Raw genomic sequence first — 25,488 nt, 5'->3', positions numbered from 1 at the left:
ACTTTTTAGGCTAATTTGACTAGTTATTAAGCCGATCTGATTGCTTTTGAAGAGGACCCGTCCGCTCGATCCTCGTCGCCAACAACAGGGGTCACCGAGATCCGGTTCCGGAGCGTCAAGGCAATCCCAAGTCGAAATCGAAGCGGCGTGCGACGGCCTGAGGACCGCGTGCACTCCAGGCGACAGCGGCCACGTGGTGCCCGCTTGGGCGGAACTCAATGAGCCTGAGGGGTTCAACCAATTCCAGCGGCGGCGAGAGGATATAGGCTTCGCCGCTCCCGTCCATCCCTATCTCGAGTCCCTCTCCGGAGAGGCCGACGCCGACAGCCTTGAGCGCGGCTTCGCGACAAGTCCAAAGCCGGCAGAACATGAGGCGGCGGGCCTCTGGCGCCAGCGACTCAAGTTGTGCGATCTCGCCAGGCGCGAACAGAGAACGGGCAATGGACATCTCCCCGCTCCTCGAGGCGACGCGTTCGACATCCACGCCGACTTGCCCGGCGGCAGCCACGGCCACAAGGGCAAGCTCCCCCGAATGCGAAAGATTGAAGGAGAGGCGCCCGTCAGCAAGGAACGGCTTTCCCTGCGGGGTCTGCCGCAGATCGAGCTCTCCCGGCGCCCGACCGGTGTAAATGGACAGCACCCCGCGTAAGCCGGCATGAGCTGCCAGATGGCGCCGCTGATCCTGCTCGAAAACAAACCGGCCGCCCCTGGTCAATTCAGCTGGATTGAGCACGGCCAGGTCCGACTGCGAAAGGGGAGCATCGAGGGCGACCCGCCACACATGGACGTCGATCCCGAGAGCCGGCACCACCCGCCCACCACCGTGCGGCAAGACAACTCCGCTCTGCTTCATCTTGCAGTTTTCTCGGCCGGGCGAGGGGTGGGGCTTGGCCTGCTGCAGCAATATGGCATTGACAACCGCTCCCAAGCTTGCCCGTTAACACCATAAACGCACGCGACCCTTATAACACCTCTCGGCACGCTCATCATCAGCCACGCTCTAACGCGCCAGAGTGAACCAGTCCAACGGCCGGAGGGACTTGGCCGTGTTGCGGGTGCGCACCGATGTGAAACAACGAGTCTCAAAGCACCGATCGATGCGAAGCCGGATCATCGCAGTCGGCTGTTGTGGCGCAGCACGAGGCCGACCGCGCCGAGCAATGCATCGTTCTCCGTGTGCTTGCCAACGATTATCCGCGTGCGCAGCGCGGGCGCCACATCGCGGGACTTGATGAGCGTGTGGCGTTCATATGACGCGATCAGTGGCGCCAGGAGAATGTCGCCCGCCAAGGCCATGCGGCCGCCGATGATAATGAGCGGCGGATTGAGCACCGAACCGATCAAGCCGAGCCCACGTCCGGCGAACTCGGCGGTGTCCTCGATCATCCGCAGCGCCCTTACGTCGCCCTGCTCGGCCATCATGATCACGTCGTCCATCGTGACCGGCCGCCGCACGATGCGCGAAATCTGCTCGAGCGGCCGGGCAAAGCTGGCATAGAGCTCCAGGCATCCGCGATTGCCGCACCGGCAAAGGTCACCGCTGGGATCGATGCTGATATGCCCGAATTCGCCGGCGCCGCCGGCGATGCCGCTCACCAGCCGGCCATGCTGGACAATGGCCCCGCCGACGCCCAGATCGACCTTGAAGAGCACGAAGTCGTCTTGGCCGACGGCCGCACCCCACATCAACTCCGCAATGGCCGAGCAGTTGCTCTCATTGTCGGCGAAGATCGGCTGTTCGAGGGTCGGCCCAAACACATCGCGGATGTTGACCCCGGCCCAGGTCGGAACGATACTCGCGCGCAGCACCACTCCTTCGCGGCTGACTGGGCCCGAGACGGAGACCCCAACCCCCAGGAGCCCCGCCATCGGCAGACCGTTCTCTTCATAGCATCGGGCAATTACTGACTTGGCGAGCTGCGCCGCCTGCTGCGGCTGGTAGTCCAGGCCCATGGGGATAGTTTGTTCGACAATGAAAGAATGCGAGACGTCGGCGACGACGCATCGCATTTCGTCGAGGCCCAGATGGATGCCGACGCAGGTGCCCGCAGCGGGATTGAGCGTCAATGCCGTGGCAGGCCTGCCGATACCCCTGGCCGCGTCATGATGGGCCGAGGATTCGATCACCATCCCCGATTTTCTCAAGCCATTGAGCGCGGTTGAAACCGTCGACCGCGCCAAACCGGTAATGCGGGTAATTTGCGACGCAGAAAGGACGCCGCGCTCACGCAGGCATCGGACGATCAGGCTCTCCGGCGACGCGGACGGCCTGTCGATCAGCCAATTTCTAAGCGAAGGTTTGTTCATGATGAGCACAAAGGACGTTGACTGATAGCCCAAATATGTCATCTTGGAAAGAACGGAGATTACTGCATCTCACCGGCCACGACCTCAAATCGCGGGCCACAAGCGGTCGATACGAACCGTGCATCACATATGGGAGTGAAACGATGAAATATCTGAGGACGGCCTTTGCGGCCGCTACCGCCTTCACCTTGCTTACCGGAGCAGCACTCGCGGAGCCCAAGACCAACCTCTTGCACCAATGGGCGACCGGATCGGACGCCCAGGCTATCGCCAAGCTCGGCGAGATGTTTACCGCCAAGGGTGGCACCTGGCAGCAGACCTCCATCGCCGGCCATACAGCCAACACATTGGCCAAACTGCGTGCCGATGTGATCGCCGGCAACGCACCTCCCGCTGTACAGCTCAAAGGCCCCGAGATCGCCGAATGGAACGAGACGGGCATGACAGCTAATCTCGACGACCTGGCGAAGGCGGAAAATTGGGAGAAGGTCGTCGCTCCCGAATTGCTGCCGGTGATGAAGCCGACGGGGAATTGGGTGGCGGCGCCGATGAACATCCACCGCATCAACTGGCTGTGGGCATCGCCAAAGGTCATGAAGGATGCGGGCGTCACCGAGATGCCGAAGACATGGGCGGAATTCAACGCCGCCTGCGACAAGATCGTGGCCAGCGGCAAGATCTGCATTTCGCACTCGACCGCCGACTGGACCGACTCGACCGTTTTCGAAGTTGTCGTGTACGGTCAGGACCTCGATCTGTACAAGAAGGCTTTCGTCGAGGGCGACGTCGAGGCGATGCGCAGCGACGGCATGGTCAAGGCCTTCGAGCAGTTCCGCACCATGACCTCGAAGTACATGGATCCCGGCATGAACGGACGCGACTGGGATACCATGTCGCATCTGGTCGGCCGCGGCGAGGCCGCCTTCCACATCATGGGCGACTGGACGATCGGCCTGCTGACGGCTGGCGGCTTCAAGGAGGGCGCCGACTATGTCTGTGCCCAGGCGCCGACCGATTGGGGCAAGCCCGGCTTCATCCTGAATTCAGACTCGGTCGTGTTCTTCAAGCAGAAGGACCCGGACTACATCGAGGGACAGAAGCTGCTTGCCAGCATCATCCTGTCGCCCGAGTTCCAGACCATTTTCAATCAGACCAAAGGCTCCATCCCGGCCCGCCTCGACGTCGATCTTTCGAACGGCTTCAATCCCTGCCAGCAACTCTCGCAAAAGGATCTGCAAGCCTCGATCGCCGCCGGCACGCTCGTCCGTTCGATGGCGCACAACATGACGGTTCCGCAAAAAGTCCGCGGCGCAATGATGGATACCATCACCGAGTTTGTGGCGACGCCGGATATGAGTGCGCAGGACGCGGCCAATGCCATGGCGGATGCGGCAGAAGCGCAGAAGTGAAGCTGCCGATGATGGCCGGGGGCGAAGCGCCCGGCCAGACCTCGCCGGAGCAGCCCGATGTCCACCCATGACCTGATTGTGCCAGGAGCAGCCGCCACGACCCGGCCGTGGCGCGAGCGCCTCGGCACGATGGTGCCCATTCTGGTGCTGGCGCCGTCGATAGCGGCGAGCTTCGTCTATGTTTTCGTCTTCACGCTCTGGACGCTCTACATCTCGCTGTCCAATTCGTCGCTGTTGCCGACCTATGGGTTCGTTGGCCTCGACAATTACGCTTCGCTCTGGGCAAACCGGCGCTGGAACATCGCCTATACGAATCTCTTCCTGTTCAGCGGCTTCTATATCGTTGGCTCGATGGCGGTTGGCCTGCTGCTCGCGATCGCGATCGACCAGCGCGTCCGCGGCGAGGCGGTTTGGCGCACTATCTTCCTCTATCCGTTGGCGGTGTCCTTCATCGTCACCGGTACGGTGTGGAGCTGGCTCTATAACCCTGTCGACGGTATCCAGGCCTTCGTTCGCGGGCTTGGCTGGACCGACTTCAGCTTCGCCCTGACGGCCAACCGCAACACGGCGATCTATGCGGTGATCATAACCGGTATCTGGCAGTCGTCCGGCTTCGCGATGGCACTTTTCCTGGCCGGTCTGCGGTCGGTCGATCCGGATCTCGTCAAAGCCGCGCAAATCGACGGCGCGTCGGTTTTCCGGACCTATCGCAGGGTCATCCTGCCCACCATCGCCCCGATATTCCTGGCGGTGGCGGTCATTCAGATACAATTCGCCATCAAGACCTTCGACCTGGTGGCGGCGTTGACGCGGGGTGGGCCAGGCGTGTCCACCACCTTCCCCGCCATCTATGTCTACGACCTGATGTTCCAGCGCGGGCAAATCGGCGAGGGTGCCGCCGCGGCGATGATGATGCTCGCGGCAGTCGCGGTGGTGCTGGTGCCGTACTCGTTGTGGATCGTCTGGCGCCGGCGGGCGGAGGGCCGCAATGGTTGAAATTGCCCCCAATGCCAGCTTTGACCCGGCCCGCCCCAATCCGACCGGCTTTGATCCGGAAGCTGCCGCAGCCACGCGCCGGCATTTCTGGAGCCGCTTCCTTGTCTATGCCGTGCTGGCGCTTTTCGCGATGGTCTATCTCGTGCCGTTGCTGGTGGTGATCTTCAACTCATTGCGCGAGCAGTCGGAGATTGCCCGCAACGGCCTCATCTCCGTACCTCGCAGCTTCCGGTTCGATGCGTGGGCGCAGGCCTGGGGATCCTACTGTGTCAGCGGTACCTGCGAGGGCATGAAGCGCAATTTCTTCAACTCGCTGGCGATGACGATCCCCGCCACAATCATCTCGACCATTCTCGGCGCCATGAACGGCTACATCCTCTCCAAATGGCGCTTCAGGGGTTCCGAACTGACCTTCAATCTGATGCTGCTCGGCGTATTCATGCCCGGCCAGATTTCGCTGATGCCGTGGGCGTTCCTGCTCGGCAAGCTCGGCCTGACCAATTCCACATATGGGCTGGTGTTGATCCACGTCGTCCAGGGCATCTCGTTCACCACCCTGTTCTGCCGCAATTTCTACGTCAGCATACCGGACGACCTTATCAAGGCGGCGCGCATTGACGGCGCCGGCTTCTGGCGAATCTTCCGCAAGATCATCCTGCCCCTGTCGCCGCCCATTCTGATTGTCACCGTCATCTGGCAGTTCACCGGCATCTGGAACGAGTATCTGTTCGGCGTCGTCTTCACGTCGGGCCAGCAGCAGCCGATTACGGCGGCGTTGGTCGCGCTCACGGCCGGCGGCACGACCGCACGTGCTTACGATGTGATGAGCGCAGCCGTGCTGATCGGCGCGTTGCCACCGCTGCTGATCTATCTGTTCGGTGGCAAATACTTCGTGCGCGGCCTCACGCAGGGCGCCATCAAATGAGGCGTCGCCCATGTCCGCGTTGATGATCCGCAACCTTCACAAGAGCTACGGCTCGCTCGAGATTCTTTCCGGCATCAATCTCGAGGCTAAGACCGGAGAATTCGTCGCGCTTGTCGGTCCGTCGGGTTGCGGCAAGTCAACCTTGCTCGCCATGATTGCCGGCCTGGAAACCGTCACGTCGGGAGAGATTTGGATCGGCGACCGGCTGGTGAACTCGGTGCAACCCAAGGACCGCGACATTGCGATGGTGTTCCAGTCATACGCCCTCTATCCCACGATGACGGTGCGCCAGAACATCACCTTCGGCATGGAAAGCCGCGGCGTGCCCAAAGCGGTGCAAGCGGAAGCTGTCCAGCGCGTTGCCGCACTCCTGCAGATCGAACAGCTGCTTAAACGCAAGCCTGGCCAGCTCTCGGGCGGCCAGCGGCAGCGCGTTGCGATGGGGCGTGCCCTCGTCCGCGACCCGAAGCTGTTTTTGTTCGACGAGCCCCTGTCCAATCTCGACGCCAAGCTGCGCGTCGACATGCGTACCGAAATCAAGAAGCTCCACCATCGCGTCGGCAAGACCACGGTGTATGTCACCCACGATCAGGTCGAGGCGATGACGCTTGCATCCCGCATTGCGGTGATGAACCAGGGCTCGGTACAGCAGTTCGACACGCCGAAGCGGATCTACGACCGGCCGACAAACATGTTCGTTGCCGGTTTCATGGGATCGCCGGCGATGAATTTCATCCCGGCGCGGCTTACCGGCTCGACCAGCATCTCGGTACGCGCCGCTGACGGCAGCGACGCCAGCCTTGCCCTTGCTGCGCCGATGCCCGCCGGTGCGCCAAAGGACGTCGTGCTCGGTATCCGGCCGGAACACATCTACCGTTTCACGACCGACCTGAAGTCGCGCAAACCTGCTGTGGCGTCCATGCAGGCGCCGGTCGAGCTGGTCGAGCCGACCGGGGCCGAGACGCTTGCCGTGCTCAGGCTGGGTGACCTGGAGATCACCGGCCGCTTCGAGCCGGACGACGCTCCCGTCATGGGCGAGACGATAACGCTGGGCATCGATATGTCGCGCGCCTGCCTGTTCGATCCAACAACCAAGGCGCTTCTGTAATTTGATGTCCGTACAATTCGCAACCTATCCGAGCTTGGCCGATCGGGTCGTGCTGATCTCCGGCGGCGCCTCCGGCATCGGCGCCGATATGGTCCGCGCCTTCGCCTCGAATGGCGCCCGGGTAGCCTTTCTCGATGTGCAGGACGAACCAGCGGAGGCGTTGCTGCGCGAGCTCGGCGGTGCCGCCGGGCGGGCTCCCTTATATCTCCATTGCGACGTGACCGACGTCGATGCGTTAAAGGCGTCGGTAGAAGGCGTGCGCGCGCGGCTTGGTCCGGTCGCCGTCCTGGTGAATAACGCTGCCAATGATCAGCGCCATCCCATCGACGCAGTGACGGCCGAATATTGGGACCGCAGCTTCGACATCAATCTCCGGCATCACTTCTTCGCCGCTCAAGCTGTGCATCCGCATATGCAGGAACTCGGCTTCGGCTCGATCATAAACTTCTCCTCCATTGCCTGGCGTTTCGGAGCGGACCAGATGGTGGCCTACGCCACCGCCAAAGGGGCTGTGGTGGCGCTGACGCGTGCGTTGGCGCGGTCGTTCGGACCCGACAACATCCGCGTCAATGCAGTCGAACCCGGCGCCGTCATGACCGAGCGGCAGCGCGAGCTGTGGTTGAAGACGCAGGAGGCAGTCGACCAGACGGTGCAGCGGCAATTGATCCGTCGCGTCCTCCTGGGCGAGGAGATTGCACGGACCGTGCTCTTCCTGGCAGCGGATGACAGCCGCATGATCACGAAGCAGTCCATCACCGTCGATGCCGGCCTGCGCTAGTGACCCCTCTCCGCCCTCCATTGGAACCGCCAAGCTGATGCTTCGTCTCGGCCTCAACCCCTACGGACTGACCTACTATCTCGGACTGCAGGGCCGTGGCACGCCGCGGCACAATCCGGACGGCGTGGGACTGGAAGGCTTCATCGCGCTGGCGCAGGAACTGGGCGCGCGCACGCTCGAGATCTACGAACCCTGGTTGACCGACTTGCCGGATGCCGAAATCGTCGCGCTGCGCAAGCGTATGAGTGCGCTCGATATTGTCCCCGTGGTGAGCGGCGGGCTGCTGGTGGCAGGTCCGCTGGACAACGCATTTCGGGCTGCGCGCCTGCTCGAGGCGACGACGATCCGTATCGCACTGACGCCTGTCCTGTGCGGCGACCGCAACGCCTGGGGCCGGAAATGGAGTGAGTTCAATACGACGATCCGCGCTGCGTTGACAGATTGGGGACCGCGTGCGGCGGCCGAGGGCCGGGTACTCGGCATCGAGAACCATCAGGACTTCGGCAGCGACGAACTGGTCGCGTTCTGCGAGCTCGGCGGACCGGGCGTCGGCATCACCTACGACACCGGCAACACTTTTCCTGTCGGCGAGGCGCCGCTTGCCTTCACGCAGCGGATCGCACCCTATGTCCGCCACGTTCACCTCAAGGACTATCGCGTGCAGTTCACGGATGAGGGCTACCGTCTGGTCCGCTGCGCGATCGGCGACGGCGCCGTGCCTTTTGGCGAACTGGCAGCCATCCTTGGCGAGCACCACGACACGCTGACGGCGGTGCTCGAACCGGGCGCGCTGGAGGCCCGTCACGTTCGCTGTCTCACGGACGACTGGTGGAACGGATATGCGCCGAAGACCGCACGCGAGTTCGCGGCCTGCCTGAGTGCTGCGCGCGCGAACCGTCTTGCGGACGACGCCGACTACCGCACGCCATGGGAGCGCGACGATGACGGCGCGCTCGTTTCGTATGAGCTCGACATGATCCGCCGCAGCGCCGCCAATATGAAGAAGTTCGGTTTCATTGCAATGGAGAGATCAGCATGACCACCCGAGACCTCAGCGGCCTGACCGCCTTCGTCACCGGCTCGGGACGCGGCCTCGGCCGCGTGATGGCCGACCGCTTGGCCGAACTTGGCGCAAACGTCGCGGTCCACGACCTCGATTGGGCCCGGCCATCTCAATATGGTGAATTCGCGGACCTCGGCGACTCTGCCCGGGGCTTGGAGAAGCATGGGACACGGGTGACCGCGGTCACCGGCAATATAGGCGACAAGCAAGCTGTCGCCGAAATGAAGAGGAAGATCGAGGCGGACCTCGGCGACGTGCACATTCTGGTCAACTGCGCCGGCGGCGACATCGGCGCCAAGGGCGTAAAGCCCAGTCCCAACAACGCACTCGACATCGACTACGACGACATCAAGGTTCTAACTGAGAACAATCTCATCGGCACGATGTTGGTTTGCCAGGCGTTCGTTCCGCCGATGGTCAAGCGGGGCTCGGGCTCGGTGATCAACATCGCCTCGGCGGCAGCGCATATCGGCTGCTCACCCGAGGTGGTCTACTCAACGCTTAAGGCGGCCGTCGTCCATTATACGCGCTGCCTCGCCAAGGAATTGATCGACGATGGCGTACGCGTCAATGCGGTAAGCCCTGGCGCCACCAAGACGGCACGGTTCCAGGCGAGTCGCGTGGTCGATCCGCAGCGCATGGATTCGAGCAAGAAATCGCTGAACCGGTATGCGGAGCCTGAAGAGATCGCCGAAGCGGTGGCCTTCCTCGCCGGTCCGCGCGCGCGCTTCATCAACGGGCAGGTAATCCGTGTCGATGGCGGTTTCACAATCTTTCCAGGTTAAGCCGCAACCATTGCCGGTTTCGGATGAGTATTTGATCGTGCCGTGACCCGATAAAATTGTTATCGTGCCCTCGCGTCGGGGGCGAAACCATGCAGATCGAGGGGATGGGTTCGGGCAGCATCGGCCGCTGTTTGGCGGTTGTCCGTTGGCAGAGGCGTTACGCTGATGGCGCCAGTGCCGCCTCACAGCGCTGCAACGGCGCTAGCCTCCGGATCCGCGGCAAATGACGGATAATGCCAACGTCCTTGATGCAGTAGTAGTCGGGGCCGGCTGGGCCGGTCTGGGCGTCAGCTATTCGCTGGCTCGGCAAGGCTTGCGCCATGCCGTATTGGAGCGCGGCCGCATCGGAGAGACCTGGCGCACCCAGCGGTGGGATTCCTTCCGGATGAATACGCCCAACGTGCAGACCGTCATGCCCGGCGACTGCTATGACGGTTCGGATCCGTTCGGTGCCCTGACGCGCAACCAGTTCGTCGCCCTGCTTGAGGATTTCGCCAGGCGAAACGAATTGCCGGTCGAACCGGACACTGTGGTGACCGAGCTCGCCGGCGGGCACGAGAATGGCGGCTATCGGCTGATCACCTCGCGCGGAACACTTTTGGCACGCAACGTGGTGATCGCCAGCGGCAACTTGAATTGTCCGGTGCGCCCAGTTTGGGCCGCTGCGTTGCCGCCGGGCCTGCGCCAGATCGATGCTTCTGATTATCGCAGCGCCGCTGATCTCCCGGCTGGAGCGGTGCTGGTGGTCGGAAGCGGCCAGTCCGGTGCCCAGATCGCGGAAGAACTGGCGGAAGCAGGCCGAACAGTCTTCCTTGCCACCAGCCGGGTCGGGCGGCTCTCGCGGCACTACCGAGGTCGCGACATCATGCTCTGGCTCGTCGAAAGCGGATTTCTCGACGTGCGTCGAGACGAGATCATTCGACTTGCGGGGCGCATTCCACCTCGTGGTCTGCTTGGGGTAGAACACACGATAAGCCTGCAAGGGCTCGGCGCCCAAGGTGTCGTGCTGCTGGGGCGGTTCGCAGGCGTCGAAGATGACGGCCGTCTGTCATTCGCCGACGATCTCGAAGAGCATGTTCGTTTTGCGGATGAGGCCTCCGCCAACGTCAAACGCTATATCGACGAATACATCAGCCGCTCCGGAATCGATGCCCCCGTTTCGGAACCCGACCCAGCGGAGACTGTCGCAGCGCAGCTGCCGAATCCGGCTGTCCGTTCTCTTGATGCTGCCGAGTCCGGCATCACGACCGTGGTGTGGTGCACCGGATTCAAGGGCGATTTCAGTTGGGTGAGGCTTTCCGGTCTGCTCGACCCGGAAGGACAGCCTGTTCACGAGGATGGCGTGGCCGCCCTGCCAGGCATCTACTTCGCCGGGTTGGATTTCGCCTCCACGCGCAAATCAGGCATAATATTGGCGATTGCCGAGGAGGCCCATCGCCTTGCGGAACACATCGTGCGGCGTTCGTGACGACCTGGACACCGTCGGCAGGTTTCTAAACCCCCAAGCGGTGGACGGAAGCCGTCACGCCGCCTATCACAGCTTCCTGCAAGCACGCGGCCTTCCGCTGCGAGATGACCTTGTGATCGGCGGTGCAGAGGCGCGCAAGGCTGCGTTTGCCAATGTCACGGCGCTGGCCGCCCGCATGGACCGGCCGACCGCGCTTTTCGTCGAATCCGATCTTGCCGCCGTGACCGCCCTGCACGCATTCGAGGAGGCCGGGCTCTCCGTGCCGGGCGACATAGCGGTCATCGGGTGTGGCAATATCGACGAGGGCGAATTCAGTCATACGGCATTGACGACGATCGGTCCTGAAACGGCCCACTACGACCATTTTGCCGATCATCTGATCTCATTGATTTCGGCAACACCGGGCGCAATACCTACCCTTTTCAGCGTTTCGTGGCAGTTGGTCCGTCGCACGTCCGCATGAGCAGGATCGCCGCTATTTGACGCCCACGCTTTCAGGCCAGAGCGCCTGGATTTCCTTTGGCAGCGCATCTCGCACCTTTGCCGACTGGCCAAGGTCGATATGCCGTGCAAGCACGCGAAATACCGAGCGTACTGCATCCTCGGGATCGACAGGACGGGTCGATTTCAATTCCTCGGCGATGTGTTGCAGGAACTCCTCGAGCGAGCGTGTCTTATCGGGCATGTCGGCGGGCCGATAGTGATCATAGTAGGCGCCCCGCACGAGCAGCGGCAGTTCCGCTCCCAATTTGGCCGCCAGTCCGATCTGTAGCCTGTCCCGCAGGGTTCGCAGAACGGCGCCCAATGTGTGCCAGGCGACGTGGCGATCCGGACCAAGATCCGCCATGATCTCGTCGAGCCAGATGTTTGTTAGTTGCAGCGTTTTGTCAAAAACGTCCAAGCCGGTTGTGCTCATCGTCGCCTCCTCGAAAGGTTCTGCGGGCGAAACGGCGACCGGAGACAATTGTTTCGTGGTCCTGTGAAAATAGCCTGGCAAAGCGATGGAAGCCGGTTTCGGTCGGAGGGCCTCTTTGCGTCAGGTCTGCTCTTGGCGCTTCGGCTTCGCTGCCGACGAGCTTCGCCAGCTTCGGTGAGCGCCGTCTCGAGGCGCGCAGCTCTTCGAACGTCAACGGCGCGCGCAACCTTCCCATGGTCGTATCCGGCCATCTGCGTTCCGATCATGAAAGCCGTCTCTGCTGATCCGAAATGCGTCTTTGTCCCGCCTAACTGGGCTTGCGCTCATCGTTCCGAACGCCTCGCCGTCTCAGCTGGCAATGGGACCGGTCCTCACGTTGCCCGAACCCGGATATCTCTTGACTGACTGAGCGGCCCGCGCCGACAATGGCATTGGGAAGATGGCGGATGTCGTCCACGGTGTTCGGCACCACTTGCCGATCAAGCTGCGAAAGGGCTGTGATGGATTGGAAGCTGGAACTGGTCCCGGTCCCCGTATCGGACGTCGATAGAGCAATCGGCTTTTATGTTGGCAAGGTCGGCTTTCATCTCGATCACGACCACACCGTAAGCGACGAGATACGTTTCGTGCAATTGACGCCGCCCGGTTCGGCCTGTTCGATTGCCATGGGCAAGGGCCTCGTCGACAGCCCCCCGGGATCCATAAGAGGCCTGCAACTGGTCGTGCCCGATATTGATGAGGCACACCGGCACCTGGCCGCTCAAGGTATCGTGGTCAGCGATATCAAGGATTTTCCCTGGGGCAGATTTGTCTTCTTTGAGGATCCCGACGGCAATACCTGGTCTGTCCAGCAACTTCCACCTCGCAGCTGAGGCGGCGAGCTACCGCAGGTCATGCCCCGACGCAGATAGCGCGGGACGCACGGTTCAATTCGAACGCATCCCGGCCTAACGCCTCTTCTCGTCGAAGGCGGCATTCCAATTGTGATAAGGCGCGCGATAGGTGGGGATGCGGTCCTCGACATCGGCAAGCGCTTCGAACGGCTTGTGCGGTTCCGCCTGATACCAGAAGGCGACTGACGAGATGTCGTCAGAGCGGCGATTGGCGTGACCGTGCTCGATGGTCACCCGGATGCGTTTGTGAAAGATGACCGGGTCCTCTATGTGCCAGCGATAGAGCGTGACCGGCTCCGTCCAGTTCGGCCCGCCGGCAGCGATTATGCCGTGATAGGGCGCGCTGTAGTCCTGTGTCGGGCACCATGCCGTATTGAAATAATCTTCCGTGCCGGTGCCGTGCAGTGTCGGCGGCCATGCATCGTTGGCGCCGGGGCTGGTCTCGCCACGATCGCCGACCAGTTCGGCCTTCAGCCCGATACGCGGATCGGGCTTGCGCACCGTATCCGGCACGGAAATGCCCGGCTCGCCGTCGACGAAGATCATGTCGTCGCCCTCACCATACCAGTCCCATAGAGGGGAGCGGCGGCGCGAATAGACGGAATAGAGCAGGCCGACATAGTGGCCGTGACCTTCCGCCTCCAGGATGGTGTAGTTACCGTTCCCGTCGGTATTTTCACCGCCAAACAGGAACTGCTCGTTGGCCAGCCCCGCCTCGTCGATGCCATCAGGTCGCTGCTGCCTGTACTGGGCGTGGAAGCGGCCCAGGCCTTCCTCCAGTTTTTCGTGAAGTTCGAGATCGACATAATAATAGAAAAGCAGGTCGTCCTCGGCCTCATTGGTAACGGTGAACCGCATATGGCTGGCAAACGGCATCGGAAAATAGCAGTTGAAGGCCTTGCCGTCCTCGGGGCTTGCCTGGACCGGCAGGCTGGCAAAATTGCGGGTGCGGGCATGGCTCATTCCGAAGAAATCGCCGATCGGCGTTTCGATGCTCGGATGTTCTTCACTATCCCAATACGCGCGAAATACGATCTTGCGCAGGAAGTCCTCGCTTTTGCAGGCGAGCGTCGCCCAGATATGCGTGATGATGCCGGCACCATCATGCTCGGCAATCACCGCCGTTTGGCCAGGTTCAATATGCAGCCGGTCGTCATTGCCGCCGGTGCGGTCGTAGCTTGAGAACCGGCGGGTTTTGGCGTCGCGCAATTTGGCGAGCCCGCGAAGCGGCGACAGGCCGGCATTATCCATGTGTTTCTCCTCTTGCTTCAGCGGTTATTTCAGGCCGCTTGTCTTGATGGATTCCATGATCTGGCGCTGGAAGATCACGAAGAGGACCAGCATCGGCACGGCGACGATGGTCGAGGCGGCCATGACATAATTCCAAGCGGCGGCGTACTGGCTCTTGAAGTTTGCGATGGCAACCTGCACCACCCAGAGATTGAGGTCCGACGTGATCGTCAACGGCCACAGGAAAGCGTTCCAGTTGGCGAGAAAGAACAGGATTGCCAACGCCGACAGGATCGGCCGGCTGAGCGGCAGGATGATGCTCCAATAGATGCGCCAATAGCTGGCGCCATCCATGATCGCCGCTTCTTCCAGCTCCCTCGGCAGCGACAGGTAGTATTGCCTGAGCAGGAAGATGCCGAATGCGTTGAAGATCGCCGGAATGATCAGCCCGGCATAGCTGTCCAGCATGTGCAGCGTCCGCGTCAAAATGAACAGCGGCACGATGATCACCGGCAGCGACACCAGGAACGTCGAGAACATGGCGAGGAACAGGATGTCGCGGCCCGGAAAACGCAGCCGTGCGAGCGAATAGCCGGCCATCGAATGGAAGAACAGCGCAGCGACGGTCACCGTCGCCGACACGAAGAACGAGTTGAAAAGGTAGCGCAGGAACGGCACCTCGGTCAGCACATAGAGGAAATTGCCGAGCGTCGGCCGTTCCGGAATGAGGCTCGGCGTGAAGACGTCGCTCGCCGGCTTGAGCGAGATGACCAGCATCCAGACAAGCGGGAACACCGTCATCAGGCCAAGCGCCGCGGTCGCCAGCATCCAGGCAAGCCTCGCCGCTCGTATCTGCGAACGCGTGGAAGGAGTTCGGCTGTCAGTCATGCTCGAAACGTCCGCCGCGCGTCAGCAGGAAGAAGAACACCGTGACCAGCATCAGCGCCAGCACCAGCAGCGATGCCATTGCCGATGCATAGCCGAAGGCGCCGAACTGGAACGCCTGCTTGTAGATGTAGATGATCAGCACCGAGGTCGAATTGACGGGCCCGCCCTTGGTCATCACATAGATCAGGTCGAAGACCTGGCCGCCGGCGACAGCCGCGACCAGCGAGACCAGGAGGACGAAGAAGCTGGTCGGTTTGAGCAAGGGCAAGGTAATGTACCAGAAGCTTGTCACCGGCCCGGCGCCGTCGATCTTTGCGGCCTCGTAATACTCTGCCGGGATGTCCTGGAGCCCGCCGAGGAAGATCAGCATGTAAAAGCCCATCAGGAACCAGACGCTGACCAGCGCCAGCGTGAACAGCGCCAGATTTGGATCGCCGAGCAGCGAAATTCCGCTGAGGCCGACGAGCGGCGCCAGCCGGCTGACGATGCCGACCTTCTCGACCAGCATGAGTTGCCAGACGAGCGCCACGACGACCAGGCTGACCATCTGCGGCGCAAAGAACATCGAGCGCATGACCGCGTTGAACCGGTTGGTCTTCTGCACCAGAAGCGCCAGCCCCAGCCCGGCGGCGTAGAGCGCCGGCACCAGCATGACGGCATAGGCCACGGTCACCTTCACCGACGACCAGAACAGCGGATCGCTCCACATGCGCCGATAATTGCCGAGCCCGACGAATCTATAGCCGCCGAAGCCGTTGACCTCGAAAAACCCGACGGCGAGCGACAGCAGCATCGGCACGCCGACGAACACCAGCAGTCCGAGCGCATCGGGCAGGACGAACAGCCATGCGGCGTAGCGTTCCCTTTGCTTGGCGGTAAGGCCGCGAGCGGATTTGGCGCCCGCGGCCGGCGATTTCATCTCGTCTGCGTGCATGCTGGAAGGGGACCTAAAGGATCGGCGCGCCGGAATAGGAAGCGAGGAACGCGTCGAGTTGCTGACTGGCTGCCGTCGCGGCCTGCTGGGCATCGACCCCGCCAAGCTGTGCCGACTGGATGGCATCCGAGATGATCTTGTAGGCTTCAGGCGGAACCCGCGGTTCGGCACGCGTTCCCGGGTGGATTTCCTTGGCGAAGGTGCCGAACTTACCCGTGCTGAAGACATCGGCGCCGGCCTTCAGCGCGCTGTTGCGCGGCGGCATGTCGCTTTTGGCGACCGTGCACCAGTTGACGACCCGGTCGATCGATCCCTGATCCATCGAGGCCAGCGCCCAGGCGCAGAACTGGGCGGAAGCATCCGGGTTCTTGCCCCCGGCATTGGCGACGAAGGCCCAGCCACCGCCGACGGTGACATATTTGCCATTGGCAGGTGTCGGCAATTTGAAGATGCCGTAGGGCACGTCCTTGGCGTTGTTGTCCATCGCCGAAATGCCCCAGATGCCGCAGTTCTGCATGGCGCACAGCCCTGCCCCGAGATTGGCGACGATGTCGAAGCCGCCGCCGACCACCTGACGCGGCGCCACACCGGTATTGATAGCATCCTGCCAGAGTTTAAGCGCCTGGACCGTGGCCGCCGAATCGAAGGCGCTCTTGCCGTCCTTACCCTGGAATTCGCCGCCGCCCTGCCACAGAAACGGATACCAGGTGAAGTTCTGGTAATAGCCAGGCGTCGTTTCGAACAGCACGCCATAACGGTTGGGCGTCGTCAGCTTCTTGGCAACCGCCAACAACTCGTCCCAGGTCTTCGGCACGTCGTTTTCGTTGAGCTTTGCTTCCTCGAACGCTTTGACCGAATAATAGAAGGCCATCGGCTCGACCTCCATCGGCACGCCGTAGATCTTGCCGTCGACCATGCGGTTGGCGATGACGCTTTCCGGGAAATCGGCTTTGGCGGCATCCTCGATATGCGGCGTCAGGTCGGCCAGTACGCCGCCATTGTAATAACGCAGGAAATCGCCGGGGCTGATGAGGAAGATGTCGGGGCCCTCGCCCGACGCGAAGGCCGTCGCCAGCTTGGAGCCGGAGATGTATTCGCTGTTGACGACATATTCGAGCTCGACCTTCTGGTCGTGGCCGTCGTTCCAGTCGGCCACCAGCTTTTCGAACCACTGGACCTGTGGCTTCACGTCTCCGCCCGGCGCATAGAACTGCCAGAATTTCAGCGGCGCTTCCTGAGCGCGCAAGGCCATCCTATTGATGAACGGGAAGCCTGTAAGGCCGGCGGCGGCGAAAGTGGCGCCGCCCTGGATCAGCCGACGGCGGTTGAGGGTCGTTTTGTCAGTCATCATTTCCTCCCTGGGTGTTGTTCGGTCGAACGTTGGCGAAGGACCTCCGTTCCCTCTGCCGGCATTTGGCGTCATGCGCTGTCGGATGGGCTCAACGCGCATGGGATCACTTCGGTGCGCGGCGCGCCCTCGACTTTGCCGCCCAGGCGCTCGAGCAGCATTTCCGTGGCGCGCTTGGCGAGCATTGTCGGGCTGTTGCCGACACAGGTCAGCTTCGGCCTGACATATTCCAGCTGAGGCAGGTCATCGAAGACCGCGATGGCGATATCCTGAGGGATATTAATCGCATGGTCGTAGAATTCAGTCAGCGCACCGGAGGCCATCAGATAATTGGCGAAGAACATCGCCGACGGCAGGTTTCCGCCGTGCTTGTCCAGGAGCCAAGCGACCGCCTCCCGTCCTGACGGGGCAAGATAGCTTCCCTCGAACCGAAGATCGGCGGCGATTGGCACGCCATTGTCGGCAAGCCCTTTCTCGAAGCCCGCGGCACGCGCCATCGCCTCCTTGAAAAAGGATGGCCCGGTGACATGGGCGACGCGGCGATGGCCCCTCTTCGCCAGATACTCGCCCATCAGATAGCCGCCGCCGAAATCGTCCAGCTGGACGCTGTCGACGGCTTGATTGGGGAGATTGCCGATGAAGACGGCGGGCAGATCGAGGTTGAGCAGCTCGCTGTGCATGCCGTGCAGCGCGAAGTCGGCAACGATGACGCCGTCGACCCGCTTGCGCCCGATCTGGCGCAAATACTCGCGGCCGTGATCCTGTGAATGTCCGCCCGGTACGTCGGTGTTGAAGATCAGCATGTCGAGGCCGACCACTTCGAGCGTCGACTGCGCCGTCTTCACCAGCTCCGGGTAGAACGGGTTGCGGATGTCGGGGATCAGCATCGCGATGATGTTGGTGCGGCCGGTGCGCAGGCTCTGCGCCTGCGGGTTAGGCGTATAACCGAGTTCGTCGATCGCCGCTTGTACGCGCTCACGCAGCGGTTTCGATACCCGGTCCGCATGGTTGATGACATGCGACACTGTCGTGCGCGACACGCCCGCTCGCGTGGCAACTTTGGAAATCGTGCTCATAGTGACAGGTTATGAGCACATGAATGCATTTGCAAATCGATTTTACTGACGCCTCGCAGATTGGAGTCGTCCGGCGGATTGCTGCACAAATGACCAAAGAAAAAGGCCGGACTGTTAAGCCCGGCCAAGCGTGAAGGTCTGTAACCTCCAGAGGGGAACGCGCCGGACGCAATGGGAGGAGACGTCCGACGCAACTTTCATATGGGTCTGTATTGGTGACGTTTCAACGACATGGCAGTGGACCAACGTCGCTGTTGCCATAGTGCCAGGAACGCAAAGCATTCGAAGGGAGCGGTGGATCGCAGCTGCCAGTCGGATACAAAGGTTGCCGAATGCAAGGCGGGGTCCATTGCTCCTGGCATAGGGACTTCAGTCTGTAAGACTGTCGACCAAGGACCTGCACGGCCAAACTTTGGTCCGAGGCTGCTATCGCAAAAGCCCGAAATGCGAGAGTTTCAGGAACTGAGTTCCGAGGAGCCCCGTTGCGATGTCGACTGGTACAGGAGGCCGCTATGGACCCAAGCATTCATCAGGCACGTTGGCTGCTTTTTCCGTTATTTGGTCTGTGTTTCGGGATCGCGGCCATTGGATTTATTGTTGGCTGACGGTGGGAAGTCGGCGCTATCGCGGCGAGACGCAACCAGGAAGCAAAAGACTTGCGCAGTAAATAGTCCCTTCCTGCGCCAGCGAGACCCACCAGTTACCATCGTGGGACTGGTGGGTCTTGACGTCCCGGATACAAACCATTGTTTTAAGCATGACACGAATTCAAACAGGAGGCAGCACGACAGGTCCGTATGATTAAGGGGATTTCCGACATGCGACTGGCAAGTTCATTGATGACGACCCGGAGACGAAGGACCGGATCTTCACGAGGACGTCGTGTCGGTATTTCCGTAATCGTGTTGACCTTCATTCTCGTCGTAGGCCCGTATCGCGTCATGTTCGACGGACCGTCGCCGACGCTCGGCCCGCAGGCCGCCTGTGCCAAAGACGGCGGGAACGGCAACGGCAATGGCGGAAACGGGAACGGGAACGGGAACGGGAATTCAGGCAATTCGGGTGGAAACTCCGGCAATTCAAACTCGAACGCTGGAGCCGGCAAGGGCAAAGCAAAGTCGCAGGACGACAATCCCCCTGATCCCGCCCCTGCGGTAAACCCCGACAGCAAGCCAAAACTCTTTGTCAACGCGACCACAGGAGACCGGGTCGAGGTGCGTGGGCCGAGCATTGGCGTGGTGCATTCGAACGGCCTCAGCGAACGCATCGACAGCGGCCAATATGAAATGCGGGATGCCAAGGGCCGCACCATCATTCGGCGCCTGGCGACGCGTTCCGATCGGGACAGATTGCTTGAAATGATCAACTGAGGGCCAGTTCACATAGCTGCGCTGTGCGGCAATTTTGGCTCAAGCATGATCGCGAACAGGCGGATGCCGGCGCTCAGTCGCGTCGCGCAACGTCATTGCGGCTTCGGTCCTGTTGCTGACGTTGAGCTTGGCCAGGATTCGCGTCATGTGGTGCTTTATCGTTTTCTCATGCAGGTTCAGCCGAAGCCCGATCCGCTTGTTGCTCAGTCCCGCGGCAACCAGCGTCAGGATCTCCCTTTCGCGGCTGGTGAGTTCGGCAAGTCCGTCAGCTTTCGCCGGCTCTTTTGATTGAGCCGACAGATCGGCCAACAGGCGCGCCGATAATTGTGGACAGACATATCGTTCGCCCGACGCTACCGTGCGCAGGATCGCAGCCAACGTCCTCGACCCGACCCCCTTCAAAACATAGCCCCTTGCCCCGCTCTGCAACGCGGTCATCACGTGCTGGTTTTCTTCCGAAACGGTCAGCATCACGATTTTCAATGCCGGCTGCCGCTCCAGGGCCGGTCCGATCACACCAAGGCCACCTCCGGGAACCGAGATGTCCATCAGCAGAATGTCGGGCCGCTGGTCTTCGATTATCCGCAGGGCGTCATCTCTGCTGCTTCCTTCACCGACTATCTCGAATCCGCCGATCTGATCGAGCGTGCGCACAACGCCTTCCCTGAACAGAGGGTGGTCGTCGACGATGGCAAGCTTGATGGCTGCGGTCATGTCTGCCCCATTTCAACGATGTTGAGAGCCATTTTCACGATCGTGCCACTTTGTGAGGAAGTCACGGTAAACTGGCCCCCGAGGCTTTCCACCCGCTCGCGCAGCCCAACGAGCCCCAGCCTCTCGGGACGCACGATTTGTGGGTCAAAGCCAGGGCCGGCGTCGGAGACTTCGATACAAACGCGCTCGCCGTCGAAATGTTTCTCGACCGACTGACCTTCACCTCCGGCATGGCGAAATCCATTGTTCAGCGCCTCCTGGACGAAGCGGAAGATGCAGATCTTGGCCGCCGGCGACAACGTCGCATGGCCGCCGGTCATCGATAGCGCCACTTTGGCTCCGGTTCGTTCTTCGTGCGCTTGCACGGCAAGCTCGAGAATTTCGGCCAACTCGGCATGCTCGATATGCGGCAGGACAAGGCCCTTGCTGATACTCCTGATCTCGCGCATGGCTTCGTCCAGATGTGCTTTGACGGCTAGCAATTCCTGTGCACGTTCGGCTGACGGCGTAGCGGGATCGGCAATGACGGGGCTGTCGATCCCCAGCGCTGCGAGAGCAACCAGTTGCGCGGGCCCATCGTGCAAGTCCGCACCGATGCGCCTGAGATAGCGTTCGTTGAGTGCGGTGGCGCGCTGCGAGGCACGCTGCACCTTCAGCCTCAACAGTCTGTTTTGAGCAAGCAGGTCGGAGAGTTCAGCAATGCGCTGCTTCAACGAGCGGCTCTGCGAACTGATCGTGCGGCTGCCACGGAACACGATTGCCGACAGCCCGAGAAAGAAGGCCGCTGTGACGGCGGCAACGTCCAGCCAGGTTCGAATGAGTGCCTGATGCAGGTTTCTTTCGAAATCAGTGGCGACCTCGTAGAATTCCGAAACGGCCACCACTTCCCCCGACCATGGCTGCAGCACCGGGTTGTAGATCTCGAGGAGATGCAAGCCGCTGGCTCTTTCGGCCTCGCTGTCCGGATCGTCGAGCTTGTCGAACTCCGAAACCATTTGGCCTGCAAACGCCGCGCGGAGATTGCCGCTGGGTTCAAAGCGCTTGCCGATCAATGTCTTGTCGGTCGAATACAGGATGGTTCCGTCGCGACGCCAGAGCTTGAAGGATTCGAGCCTTGTGCCGAGTGCCCCTTGTCCCAGCGTTTCATCGAGCGCGTGGGCGACGCTCTCGTCGAGGACTTCGCTCTTGCGCATATCCGGAAGCAGCGGCGCGATAACGCTGTCCACGTATAGAGCCGTAGCGGATGCCGAATTCTGCGTGACCACGGCTTCTATGTGGCTCGTGACTGAAATCCCCACCACCACCATGGCCGACAGGGAGAATAGACCACCCGCGAGCAGGAACTGCGTGGCCAGCGACAACGCGTTCCAGCGGCCGACAAGGCTTGTCATCCAGTGTGGCCTAGTGTTCCGAGTGGCCCGCTCGGCAACACGCCGCATCAGTGGCGCGATTCTGGAGAACCGGCTAATTTGCTGTCGAACGTCGCTAAAAGACGCCATCCTTGGTGTGTAACCGATCAATTGCGATGGAACTAGGGCCTGATGAGAGGGCGAACAGCGCATCCGGCGCTTTTTTGCGCAACTGTCTCATTGCGTCGTTCGGTAAAGCTCGGACGCGGCCTGCTTCAGTGCCGCCCGTCCATCCGGCCTCAGATACATCATGTGCCCGCCTTCCAGCACCTCGGCGCGAATGGGCTTTGCGCCGGCAAGCGAAGGAATTTGACCAAGCAGGTAGCGCGAGCCCATGTACGGCGTCACCAGGTCGCTGTAGCCGTTGACGATCAGCACGCCGAGATTGGGGTTCAGCGTGCGCGCCTGCTGAAGGTCGTCCATGACACCCGCATAGCCCTGACGCGTCGGGCTCGTTCCATAGTCCCAATTGCCGCTAACTTCGCGGTTGAGAAGCCGATAGCTGATATCCGTACGGAAGTTCAATTCATCACGCACGTAGCCGACGAAAGCAGAGGTGAGCGCCGGCACGCTTCGGTCGAGCACCGGATCGGGACCCTCGACTCCCAGGCTCTCTGGCGCCACGTCCGCCGTCGCGATGTTGCCGTCATAGGCGCTGAGAACATTGCCCTTTGCCCGTGCAAACTCCTTGGCAAAGAGCCCTATGGGAATGCGTGCAAAGTGCCGCTGGACAAGGTTGAGCGGCAGACCGGTGATTTCGGCGACACGCTGGCTCGCCAGCCGTCCACCTTGCTCCAGTCCACCGGCTAGCGCGGCCAGATAATCGCCGAGCGCATAGCGTTCGACTTCTGCCAGCCGCTCCTGCAGAGCCGGGCCGGAAACGCCTTCGCTGTGCAGGCGCACTGCCGCCAGCGACGGCAGTTCCAGCGCCCAGTGGAGCGGCTGGAACTCGTCCGGGCGCACCAGCGTGAATTCGAGCGCTGGCGAAATCAGCACGACGCCGCTCGGGCTGATGCCGATGTCTTCCTGAAGCTTCCTGGCGAGCAATGCCGCCCGAAACCCGCCATAGCTTTCGCCGGCAAGAAACACCGGCGATGCCGTGCGGTTGGTCTGCGCCAGATAGAGCCGGATGAACGCGCCTATCGACGCGGCGTCCTGACTGACGCCCCAGAAGCTGTGTGCCTCCGTGCCGGGCGCTTCACGGCTGTAACCGGTTCCGACAGGGTCCACAAAGACCAAGTCGGTCATGTCGAGCCAAGTGTCGGGGTTATCGAACAGCCTCTGTGGCGGCGGCAGGAAACTTCCATCGGCCGCCGTCGCCAGGACCCGCGGACCGAGCGCGCCGAGGTGCAGATAGGCGGAAGCTGCTCCCGGACCGCCATTAAACACGAAGGTGATCGGACGCCGCGGATCCGGTCCCGTTTCTTTTCCGGGATGCAGTGCATAGGCGACATAGAAAATCTCGGCGGTGATATCGCCTTTGCCGGACGGCAATGACAGCGTGCCGGCCTTGGCCTCGTAATCGAGCGTGCGTCCGGCGATGACGATCGAATGATCGGAAGTCTGCGGCGGCGGCAGGAGCGAGAGAACCCCGCCTGTGGGCGGCGGCCGCTGGGCCGCCTCCGCATGACTGGCCCCAGCGCCGGCGACCAACAGCAGAAGAGCGAGGGCGATTTCTTGCAGCTTGATAAGCATGACGTCTCCGGAGCAATTGGCTGGAAACTAGCACACCGTCGGCCGAACCAAAGTCACAGCACCGTGCGCCAGTACTCGGCGTCCAGGCGGAAGACAGGGTGCGAGGGTCATGGCAGCAGCGTCAACCCCTTGCAGCAGATGCGCGGCGGTGGCGCACCAAACGACTTCGTGAATTTCTGCCGGTTGACTCGACTGGCTCACTTCCTAGGTTGGCATTCGGGGCTCCCATGCAATCCGAAGTTGGTATGACATCTTTCCACACACGAAAGCTTGCCCTTCTCGTTCTATCCGTAAGCGCCGCCATCCTGTCCTCCTGCGTCATGCCCGACGACACGTCGAGCACTGCGAAGGAGGACGCCACGGCGGCGGCAGCCCGCAAGGAGATGGTCGGCCTTAGCGAAGCGGATGTTCGAATGTGTGCCGGCTTTCCGACAGCCACCGCCGATGTTGGCAGATCCGGCCAGATCTGGACCTATCAGCGCGTCGTTCAACGCGGCAATCTCAACATTGTGGTTCCGACCGTGGCCATTGGCCCCGTCCCGGCGCTCGGAGGTTCCGTCAACGTCGCCCCCGGCGGCTATTGCAATACGCAAATTCGAATGGTTGACGGCCATGTTGCCGAGGTCGCCTACGCCGGCGACAACAACCTGCCGAACAACCGCGACGGACTCTGTGTCAGCACGGTGGACGCCTGTGTCGCCTATGCCCGTCAGCGCCATCCAGTCAAGGCGATGGGTCGCACGCGGTAACCGGGATCAGACGCGCCTCTGATTGATTTGCCGGCTAATGGATGCTGCCGGATCTCGATTTGAGCACCAACGACTTACCTAAATTTCTGCTCTCAACCGCCGATCCCATCACGAATGGCGCAGAAATAGCGGTCGGTTCCGACCTGTCCGCCCTTGAGGGCAATTTCCAGCCCGTCAATCGCCTCGATGCGCGAATGCGCGAGACAAAGCGGCGAGCCCGGCGATGCCGGCAGCGGCATTCGCACCGTCAGCGCATCGACGCCTATCTGGCCAAGTGCGTGGCTCGACGTATCGCCGCCGGCGATGACCACGCGCAGTAGCTTCTCTTGAAGCGTCAATTCGCGGAGAAGCTCGCCAAGGCCGCGGCCAAGCTTATGGCGGGCGCCTTCCCGGAGATCGATTTCAGCACCGCGGTCGGCCGCCGGTCCGAGCGCGGTGTAGAGGATGACGCTGCGCCCGGCCTTCAGGCTGGAGCGGCCGGTTGCAACCGCGCGCGCAATAGCGTCGTTCGAAGCCTCAGAAACCAGTTCGACCGGGTCGATCTCGATCCCGTCGAAGCCATCGGCTAGAGCATGCCGGATCTGCCGTTCCGTCGTCGGCGAGCAGCTCCCCGAGACCACGGCGATCCTGTCGGCAGCGCCCGGCGGCGAAAACGCGAGTTTGGCATCCACGATCCGGTTCGATGCCCATTCGGCCAGCAAGGCATATTCGATGCCTGAAGAGCCGACGACGAAATAACCGCCTGGCCTGCGAGCGCGCCATATCTCCTTGCCGGCAAGCGCCTGGGTTTCCAGGCTGTCGGCATCGAAGAGCACGATGTCTGTGCCATTCTCCACAAGCCGGTCGAATGCTTCCGACCGCGACGCCGATTGCAGTGTCGCCAGGTCGACCAGCCCCGAGCTGAGGTCTGTCTGGCGCGACAGATGGATCAGCAGGTCGGATTCGTCCATCGGCGTGGTCGGATGGCGGCTCATCACGGGATGGCGATCGATACGGAAATATTTGTCGCGGTAGGCCGCGAAGAGATGACCGAAGGCGGTGTAGCGCTTCAGCTGCGGCGCGCCGACCACCAGCGGCACGCCGCCTTGCCGGAAAACCGAGCGGCCGATCTCGATCGCCCGGCCGATGCTGCCGATTGCCGGGCTGGAATCGAAGGTCGAGCAGACCTTGTAGTGGCAGATCTCGGCGTTGAGGGTCTTCAGCCAGGCGAAGGCATCTCGCAGATGCGTGTCCATCCACTGCGGCGTCTCGCTTCTGCTGGTGCCGGCCAGCCCGATGGCGCGGCAATGCGCAAATTGCGAAAGCAGCGCCTCGTCCGGCTGCCGCATGAACAGCACGGTCGGCACGCCGCCGAGCTCGAGCGCCTCCATCACATCGGTCGAGCCGGTCAGGTCGTCGCCATAATAACTCAGAAGCAGGTTTTGCAT

The 25,488-nt window shown here is 61.7% G+C and carries 24 protein-coding genes and 1 pseudogene; 12 read left to right on the top strand and 13 right to left on the bottom strand.

Annotated elements, in window-relative coordinates:
* Positions 1-115: 115 nt before the first annotated feature.
* From NKH37_RS06215 to NKH37_RS06205, 3 genes and pseudogenes are all read right to left on the bottom strand, one after another.
* Positions 116-853 carry a 4'-phosphopantetheinyl transferase family protein gene (locus NKH37_RS06215; RefSeq protein WP_352642734.1) on the bottom strand — a complete coding sequence of 246 codons (738 nt, stop codon included), beginning with the start codon at positions 851-853 and terminating at the stop codon, positions 116-118.
* Between the two features lie 257 nt (positions 854-1,110).
* Positions 1,111-2,067, bottom strand: a complete 957-nt coding sequence (locus tag NKH37_RS06210) for an ROK family protein (RefSeq protein WP_353004931.1) — start codon at positions 2,065-2,067, stop codon at positions 1,111-1,113.
* Between the two features lie 66 nt (positions 2,068-2,133).
* A pseudogene (locus NKH37_RS06205) lies at positions 2,134-2,307 on the bottom strand (ArsR family transcriptional regulator); the annotation flags it as partial.
* 143 nt (positions 2,308-2,450) lie between these two features.
* On the opposite strand from NKH37_RS06205, the gene NKH37_RS06200 reads away from it, so the two are divergent.
* From NKH37_RS06200 to NKH37_RS06160, 9 genes are all read left to right on the top strand, one after another.
* On the top strand, positions 2,451-3,716 hold the full coding sequence (locus tag NKH37_RS06200) for an ABC transporter substrate-binding protein (protein ID WP_352965034.1): 1,266 nt from the start codon (positions 2,451-2,453) through the stop codon (positions 3,714-3,716).
* A gap of 57 nt (positions 3,717-3,773) precedes the next feature.
* Positions 3,774-4,712 (top strand): carbohydrate ABC transporter permease, encoded by a 939-nt coding sequence (locus NKH37_RS06195; protein WP_352515695.1) that lies wholly within the window; start codon positions 3,774-3,776, stop codon positions 4,710-4,712.
* Positions 4,705-5,637: a carbohydrate ABC transporter permease gene (locus NKH37_RS06190; protein ID WP_353004800.1), complete on the top strand. Its 933-nt coding sequence runs from the start codon at positions 4,705-4,707 to the stop codon at positions 5,635-5,637. Before NKH37_RS06195 ends, NKH37_RS06190 begins: the two co-directional genes overlap by 8 nt.
* A gap of 10 nt (positions 5,638-5,647) precedes the next feature.
* Positions 5,648-6,745, top strand: coding sequence for an ABC transporter ATP-binding protein (locus tag NKH37_RS06185; protein ID WP_023720288.1), 1,098 nt, complete (start codon positions 5,648-5,650; stop codon positions 6,743-6,745).
* A gap of 4 nt (positions 6,746-6,749) precedes the next feature.
* Positions 6,750-7,523 carry an SDR family NAD(P)-dependent oxidoreductase gene (locus tag NKH37_RS06180; protein WP_353040854.1) on the top strand — a complete coding sequence of 258 codons (774 nt, stop codon included), beginning with the start codon at positions 6,750-6,752 and terminating at the stop codon, positions 7,521-7,523.
* A gap of 37 nt (positions 7,524-7,560) precedes the next feature.
* Positions 7,561-8,562, top strand: a complete 1,002-nt coding sequence (locus tag NKH37_RS06175) for a sugar phosphate isomerase/epimerase family protein (RefSeq protein WP_352640242.1) — start codon at positions 7,561-7,563, stop codon at positions 8,560-8,562.
* Positions 8,559-9,371, top strand: coding sequence for an SDR family NAD(P)-dependent oxidoreductase (locus NKH37_RS06170; protein ID WP_023720285.1), 813 nt, complete (start codon positions 8,559-8,561; stop codon positions 9,369-9,371). The genes NKH37_RS06175 and NKH37_RS06170 overlap by 4 nt, the downstream gene beginning before the upstream one ends.
* A gap of 223 nt (positions 9,372-9,594) precedes the next feature.
* Positions 9,595-10,839 (top strand): flavin-containing monooxygenase, encoded by a 1,245-nt coding sequence (locus tag NKH37_RS06165; RefSeq protein ID WP_352482017.1) that lies wholly within the window; start codon positions 9,595-9,597, stop codon positions 10,837-10,839.
* Positions 10,811-11,302 carry a substrate-binding domain-containing protein gene (locus tag NKH37_RS06160; protein WP_353004797.1) on the top strand — a complete coding sequence of 164 codons (492 nt, stop codon included), beginning with the start codon at positions 10,811-10,813 and terminating at the stop codon, positions 11,300-11,302. The genes NKH37_RS06165 and NKH37_RS06160 overlap by 29 nt, the downstream gene beginning before the upstream one ends.
* Positions 11,303-11,314: 12 nt before the next feature.
* On the opposite strand, the gene NKH37_RS06155 is transcribed toward NKH37_RS06160, so the two are convergent.
* On the bottom strand, positions 11,315-11,755 hold the full coding sequence (locus tag NKH37_RS06155; protein WP_352482016.1) for a DUF2267 domain-containing protein: 441 nt from the start codon (positions 11,753-11,755) through the stop codon (positions 11,315-11,317).
* Between the two features lie 500 nt (positions 11,756-12,255).
* Between NKH37_RS06155 and NKH37_RS06150 the strand changes: the two genes are divergently transcribed.
* Entirely contained in the window at positions 12,256-12,627 is a 372-nt protein-coding gene (locus NKH37_RS06150; RefSeq protein WP_353040852.1) for a VOC family protein, read from the top strand.
* A 75-nt stretch (positions 12,628-12,702) separates the two neighbouring features.
* Here NKH37_RS06150 and NKH37_RS06145 read toward each other — a convergent pair whose 3' ends face one another.
* From NKH37_RS06145 to NKH37_RS06125, 5 genes are all read right to left on the bottom strand, one after another.
* A complete protein-coding gene (locus NKH37_RS06145; protein ID WP_352482013.1) occupies positions 12,703-13,899 on the bottom strand; it encodes a glycoside hydrolase family 172 protein in 1,197 nt (398 codons plus the stop codon).
* Positions 13,900-13,923: 24 nt separating this feature from the next.
* Positions 13,924-14,766, bottom strand: a complete 843-nt coding sequence (locus NKH37_RS06140) for a carbohydrate ABC transporter permease (RefSeq protein WP_352482011.1) — start codon at positions 14,764-14,766, stop codon at positions 13,924-13,926.
* Complete coding sequence (locus NKH37_RS06135) at positions 14,759-15,685, bottom strand: carbohydrate ABC transporter permease (RefSeq protein WP_353004794.1); 927 nt, start codon at positions 15,683-15,685, stop codon at positions 14,759-14,761. Before NKH37_RS06135 ends, NKH37_RS06140 begins: the two co-directional genes overlap by 8 nt.
* A gap of 28 nt (positions 15,686-15,713) precedes the next feature.
* The gene (locus tag NKH37_RS06130) at positions 15,714-17,048 is read right to left on the bottom strand and encodes an ABC transporter substrate-binding protein (RefSeq protein WP_352494754.1); all 1,335 of its coding nucleotides are present in this window, start codon (positions 17,046-17,048) and stop codon (positions 15,714-15,716) included.
* A gap of 71 nt (positions 17,049-17,119) precedes the next feature.
* Positions 17,120-18,124: a LacI family DNA-binding transcriptional regulator gene (locus tag NKH37_RS06125; protein ID WP_353004792.1), complete on the bottom strand. Its 1,005-nt coding sequence runs from the start codon at positions 18,122-18,124 to the stop codon at positions 17,120-17,122.
* Between the two features lie 902 nt (positions 18,125-19,026).
* On the opposite strand from NKH37_RS06125, the gene NKH37_RS06120 reads away from it, so the two are divergent.
* Complete coding sequence (locus tag NKH37_RS06120; RefSeq protein WP_502895873.1) at positions 19,027-19,494, top strand: hypothetical protein; 468 nt, start codon at positions 19,027-19,029, stop codon at positions 19,492-19,494.
* 39 nt (positions 19,495-19,533) lie between these two features.
* On the opposite strand, the gene NKH37_RS06115 is transcribed toward NKH37_RS06120, so the two are convergent.
* The 3 genes from NKH37_RS06115 to NKH37_RS06105 form a co-directional block, all read right to left on the bottom strand.
* Positions 19,534-20,208, bottom strand: coding sequence for a LuxR C-terminal-related transcriptional regulator (locus NKH37_RS06115; RefSeq protein WP_353004788.1), 675 nt, complete (start codon positions 20,206-20,208; stop codon positions 19,534-19,536).
* Positions 20,205-21,599 (bottom strand): sensor histidine kinase, encoded by a 1,395-nt coding sequence (locus tag NKH37_RS06110; RefSeq protein ID WP_353004786.1) that lies wholly within the window; start codon positions 21,597-21,599, stop codon positions 20,205-20,207. Before NKH37_RS06110 ends, NKH37_RS06115 begins: the two co-directional genes overlap by 4 nt.
* A 195-nt stretch (positions 21,600-21,794) precedes the next feature.
* Positions 21,795-23,312 carry a S10 family peptidase gene (locus NKH37_RS06105; protein ID WP_352845624.1) on the bottom strand — a complete coding sequence of 506 codons (1,518 nt, stop codon included), beginning with the start codon at positions 23,310-23,312 and terminating at the stop codon, positions 21,795-21,797.
* A 245-nt stretch (positions 23,313-23,557) separates the two neighbouring features.
* Here NKH37_RS06105 and NKH37_RS06100 point away from each other — a divergent pair, with 245 nt between their 5' ends.
* Positions 23,558-24,061 (top strand): hypothetical protein, encoded by a 504-nt coding sequence (locus tag NKH37_RS06100; protein ID WP_023720270.1) that lies wholly within the window; start codon positions 23,558-23,560, stop codon positions 24,059-24,061.
* 92 nt (positions 24,062-24,153) lie between these two features.
* On the opposite strand, the gene NKH37_RS06095 is transcribed toward NKH37_RS06100, so the two are convergent.
* Entirely contained in the window at positions 24,154-25,488 is a 1,335-nt protein-coding gene (locus NKH37_RS06095) for a four-carbon acid sugar kinase family protein (protein WP_353004784.1), read from the bottom strand.

Source organism: Mesorhizobium sp. M1217, assembly GCF_040318275.1.
GTDB lineage: Bacteria > Pseudomonadota > Alphaproteobacteria > Rhizobiales > Rhizobiaceae > Mesorhizobium.
Note: the sequence above shows the minus strand (reverse complement) of the source record. Positions and strands in the feature narration are given on the sequence as shown.

Excerpts from the sequence above, each read along its gene's own strand:
- NKH37_RS06100 (WP_023720270.1), top strand. The coding sequence starts at position 23,558 with ATGACATCTTTCCACACACGAAAGCTTGCCCTTCTCGTTCTATCCGTA.
- NKH37_RS06215 (WP_352642734.1), bottom strand. The coding sequence starts at position 853 with ATGAAGCAGAGCGGAGTTGTCTTGCCGCACGGTGGTGGGCGGGTGGTG.
- NKH37_RS06125 (WP_353004792.1), bottom strand. The coding sequence starts at position 18,124 with ATGAGCACGATTTCCAAAGTTGCCACGCGAGCGGGCGTGTCGCGCACG.
- NKH37_RS06155 (WP_352482016.1), bottom strand. The coding sequence starts at position 11,755 with ATGAGCACAACCGGCTTGGACGTTTTTGACAAAACGCTGCAACTAACA.
- NKH37_RS06115 (WP_353004788.1), bottom strand. The coding sequence starts at position 20,208 with ATGACCGCAGCCATCAAGCTTGCCATCGTCGACGACCACCCTCTGTTC.
- NKH37_RS06110 (WP_353004786.1), bottom strand. The coding sequence starts at position 21,599 with ATGACAAGCCTTGTCGGCCGCTGGAACGCGTTGTCGCTGGCCACGCAG.
- NKH37_RS06145 (WP_352482013.1), bottom strand. The coding sequence starts at position 13,899 with ATGGATAATGCCGGCCTGTCGCCGCTTCGCGGGCTCGCCAAATTGCGC.
- NKH37_RS06190 (WP_353004800.1), top strand. The coding sequence starts at position 4,705 with ATGGTTGAAATTGCCCCCAATGCCAGCTTTGACCCGGCCCGCCCCAAT.
- NKH37_RS06165 (WP_352482017.1), top strand. The coding sequence starts at position 9,595 with ATGACGGATAATGCCAACGTCCTTGATGCAGTAGTAGTCGGGGCCGGC.
- NKH37_RS06140 (WP_352482011.1), bottom strand. The coding sequence starts at position 14,766 with ATGACTGACAGCCGAACTCCTTCCACGCGTTCGCAGATACGAGCGGCG.
- NKH37_RS06135 (WP_353004794.1), bottom strand. The coding sequence starts at position 15,685 with ATGAAATCGCCGGCCGCGGGCGCCAAATCCGCTCGCGGCCTTACCGCC.
- NKH37_RS06200 (WP_352965034.1), top strand. The coding sequence starts at position 2,451 with ATGAAATATCTGAGGACGGCCTTTGCGGCCGCTACCGCCTTCACCTTG.
- NKH37_RS06130 (WP_352494754.1), bottom strand. The coding sequence starts at position 17,048 with ATGACTGACAAAACGACCCTCAACCGCCGTCGGCTGATCCAGGGCGGC.
- NKH37_RS06170 (WP_023720285.1), top strand. The coding sequence starts at position 8,559 with ATGACCACCCGAGACCTCAGCGGCCTGACCGCCTTCGTCACCGGCTCG.
- NKH37_RS06195 (WP_352515695.1), top strand. The coding sequence starts at position 3,774 with ATGTCCACCCATGACCTGATTGTGCCAGGAGCAGCCGCCACGACCCGG.
- NKH37_RS06105 (WP_352845624.1), bottom strand. The coding sequence starts at position 23,312 with ATGCTTATCAAGCTGCAAGAAATCGCCCTCGCTCTTCTGCTGTTGGTC.
- NKH37_RS06185 (WP_023720288.1), top strand. The coding sequence starts at position 5,648 with ATGTCCGCGTTGATGATCCGCAACCTTCACAAGAGCTACGGCTCGCTC.
- NKH37_RS06175 (WP_352640242.1), top strand. The coding sequence starts at position 7,561 with ATGCTTCGTCTCGGCCTCAACCCCTACGGACTGACCTACTATCTCGGA.
- NKH37_RS06150 (WP_353040852.1), top strand. The coding sequence starts at position 12,256 with ATGGATTGGAAGCTGGAACTGGTCCCGGTCCCCGTATCGGACGTCGAT.
- NKH37_RS06180 (WP_353040854.1), top strand. The coding sequence starts at position 6,750 with ATGTCCGTACAATTCGCAACCTATCCGAGCTTGGCCGATCGGGTCGTG.
- NKH37_RS06095 (WP_353004784.1), bottom strand. The coding sequence starts at position 25,488 with ATGCAAAACCTGCTTCTGAGTTATTATGGCGACGACCTGACCGGCTCG.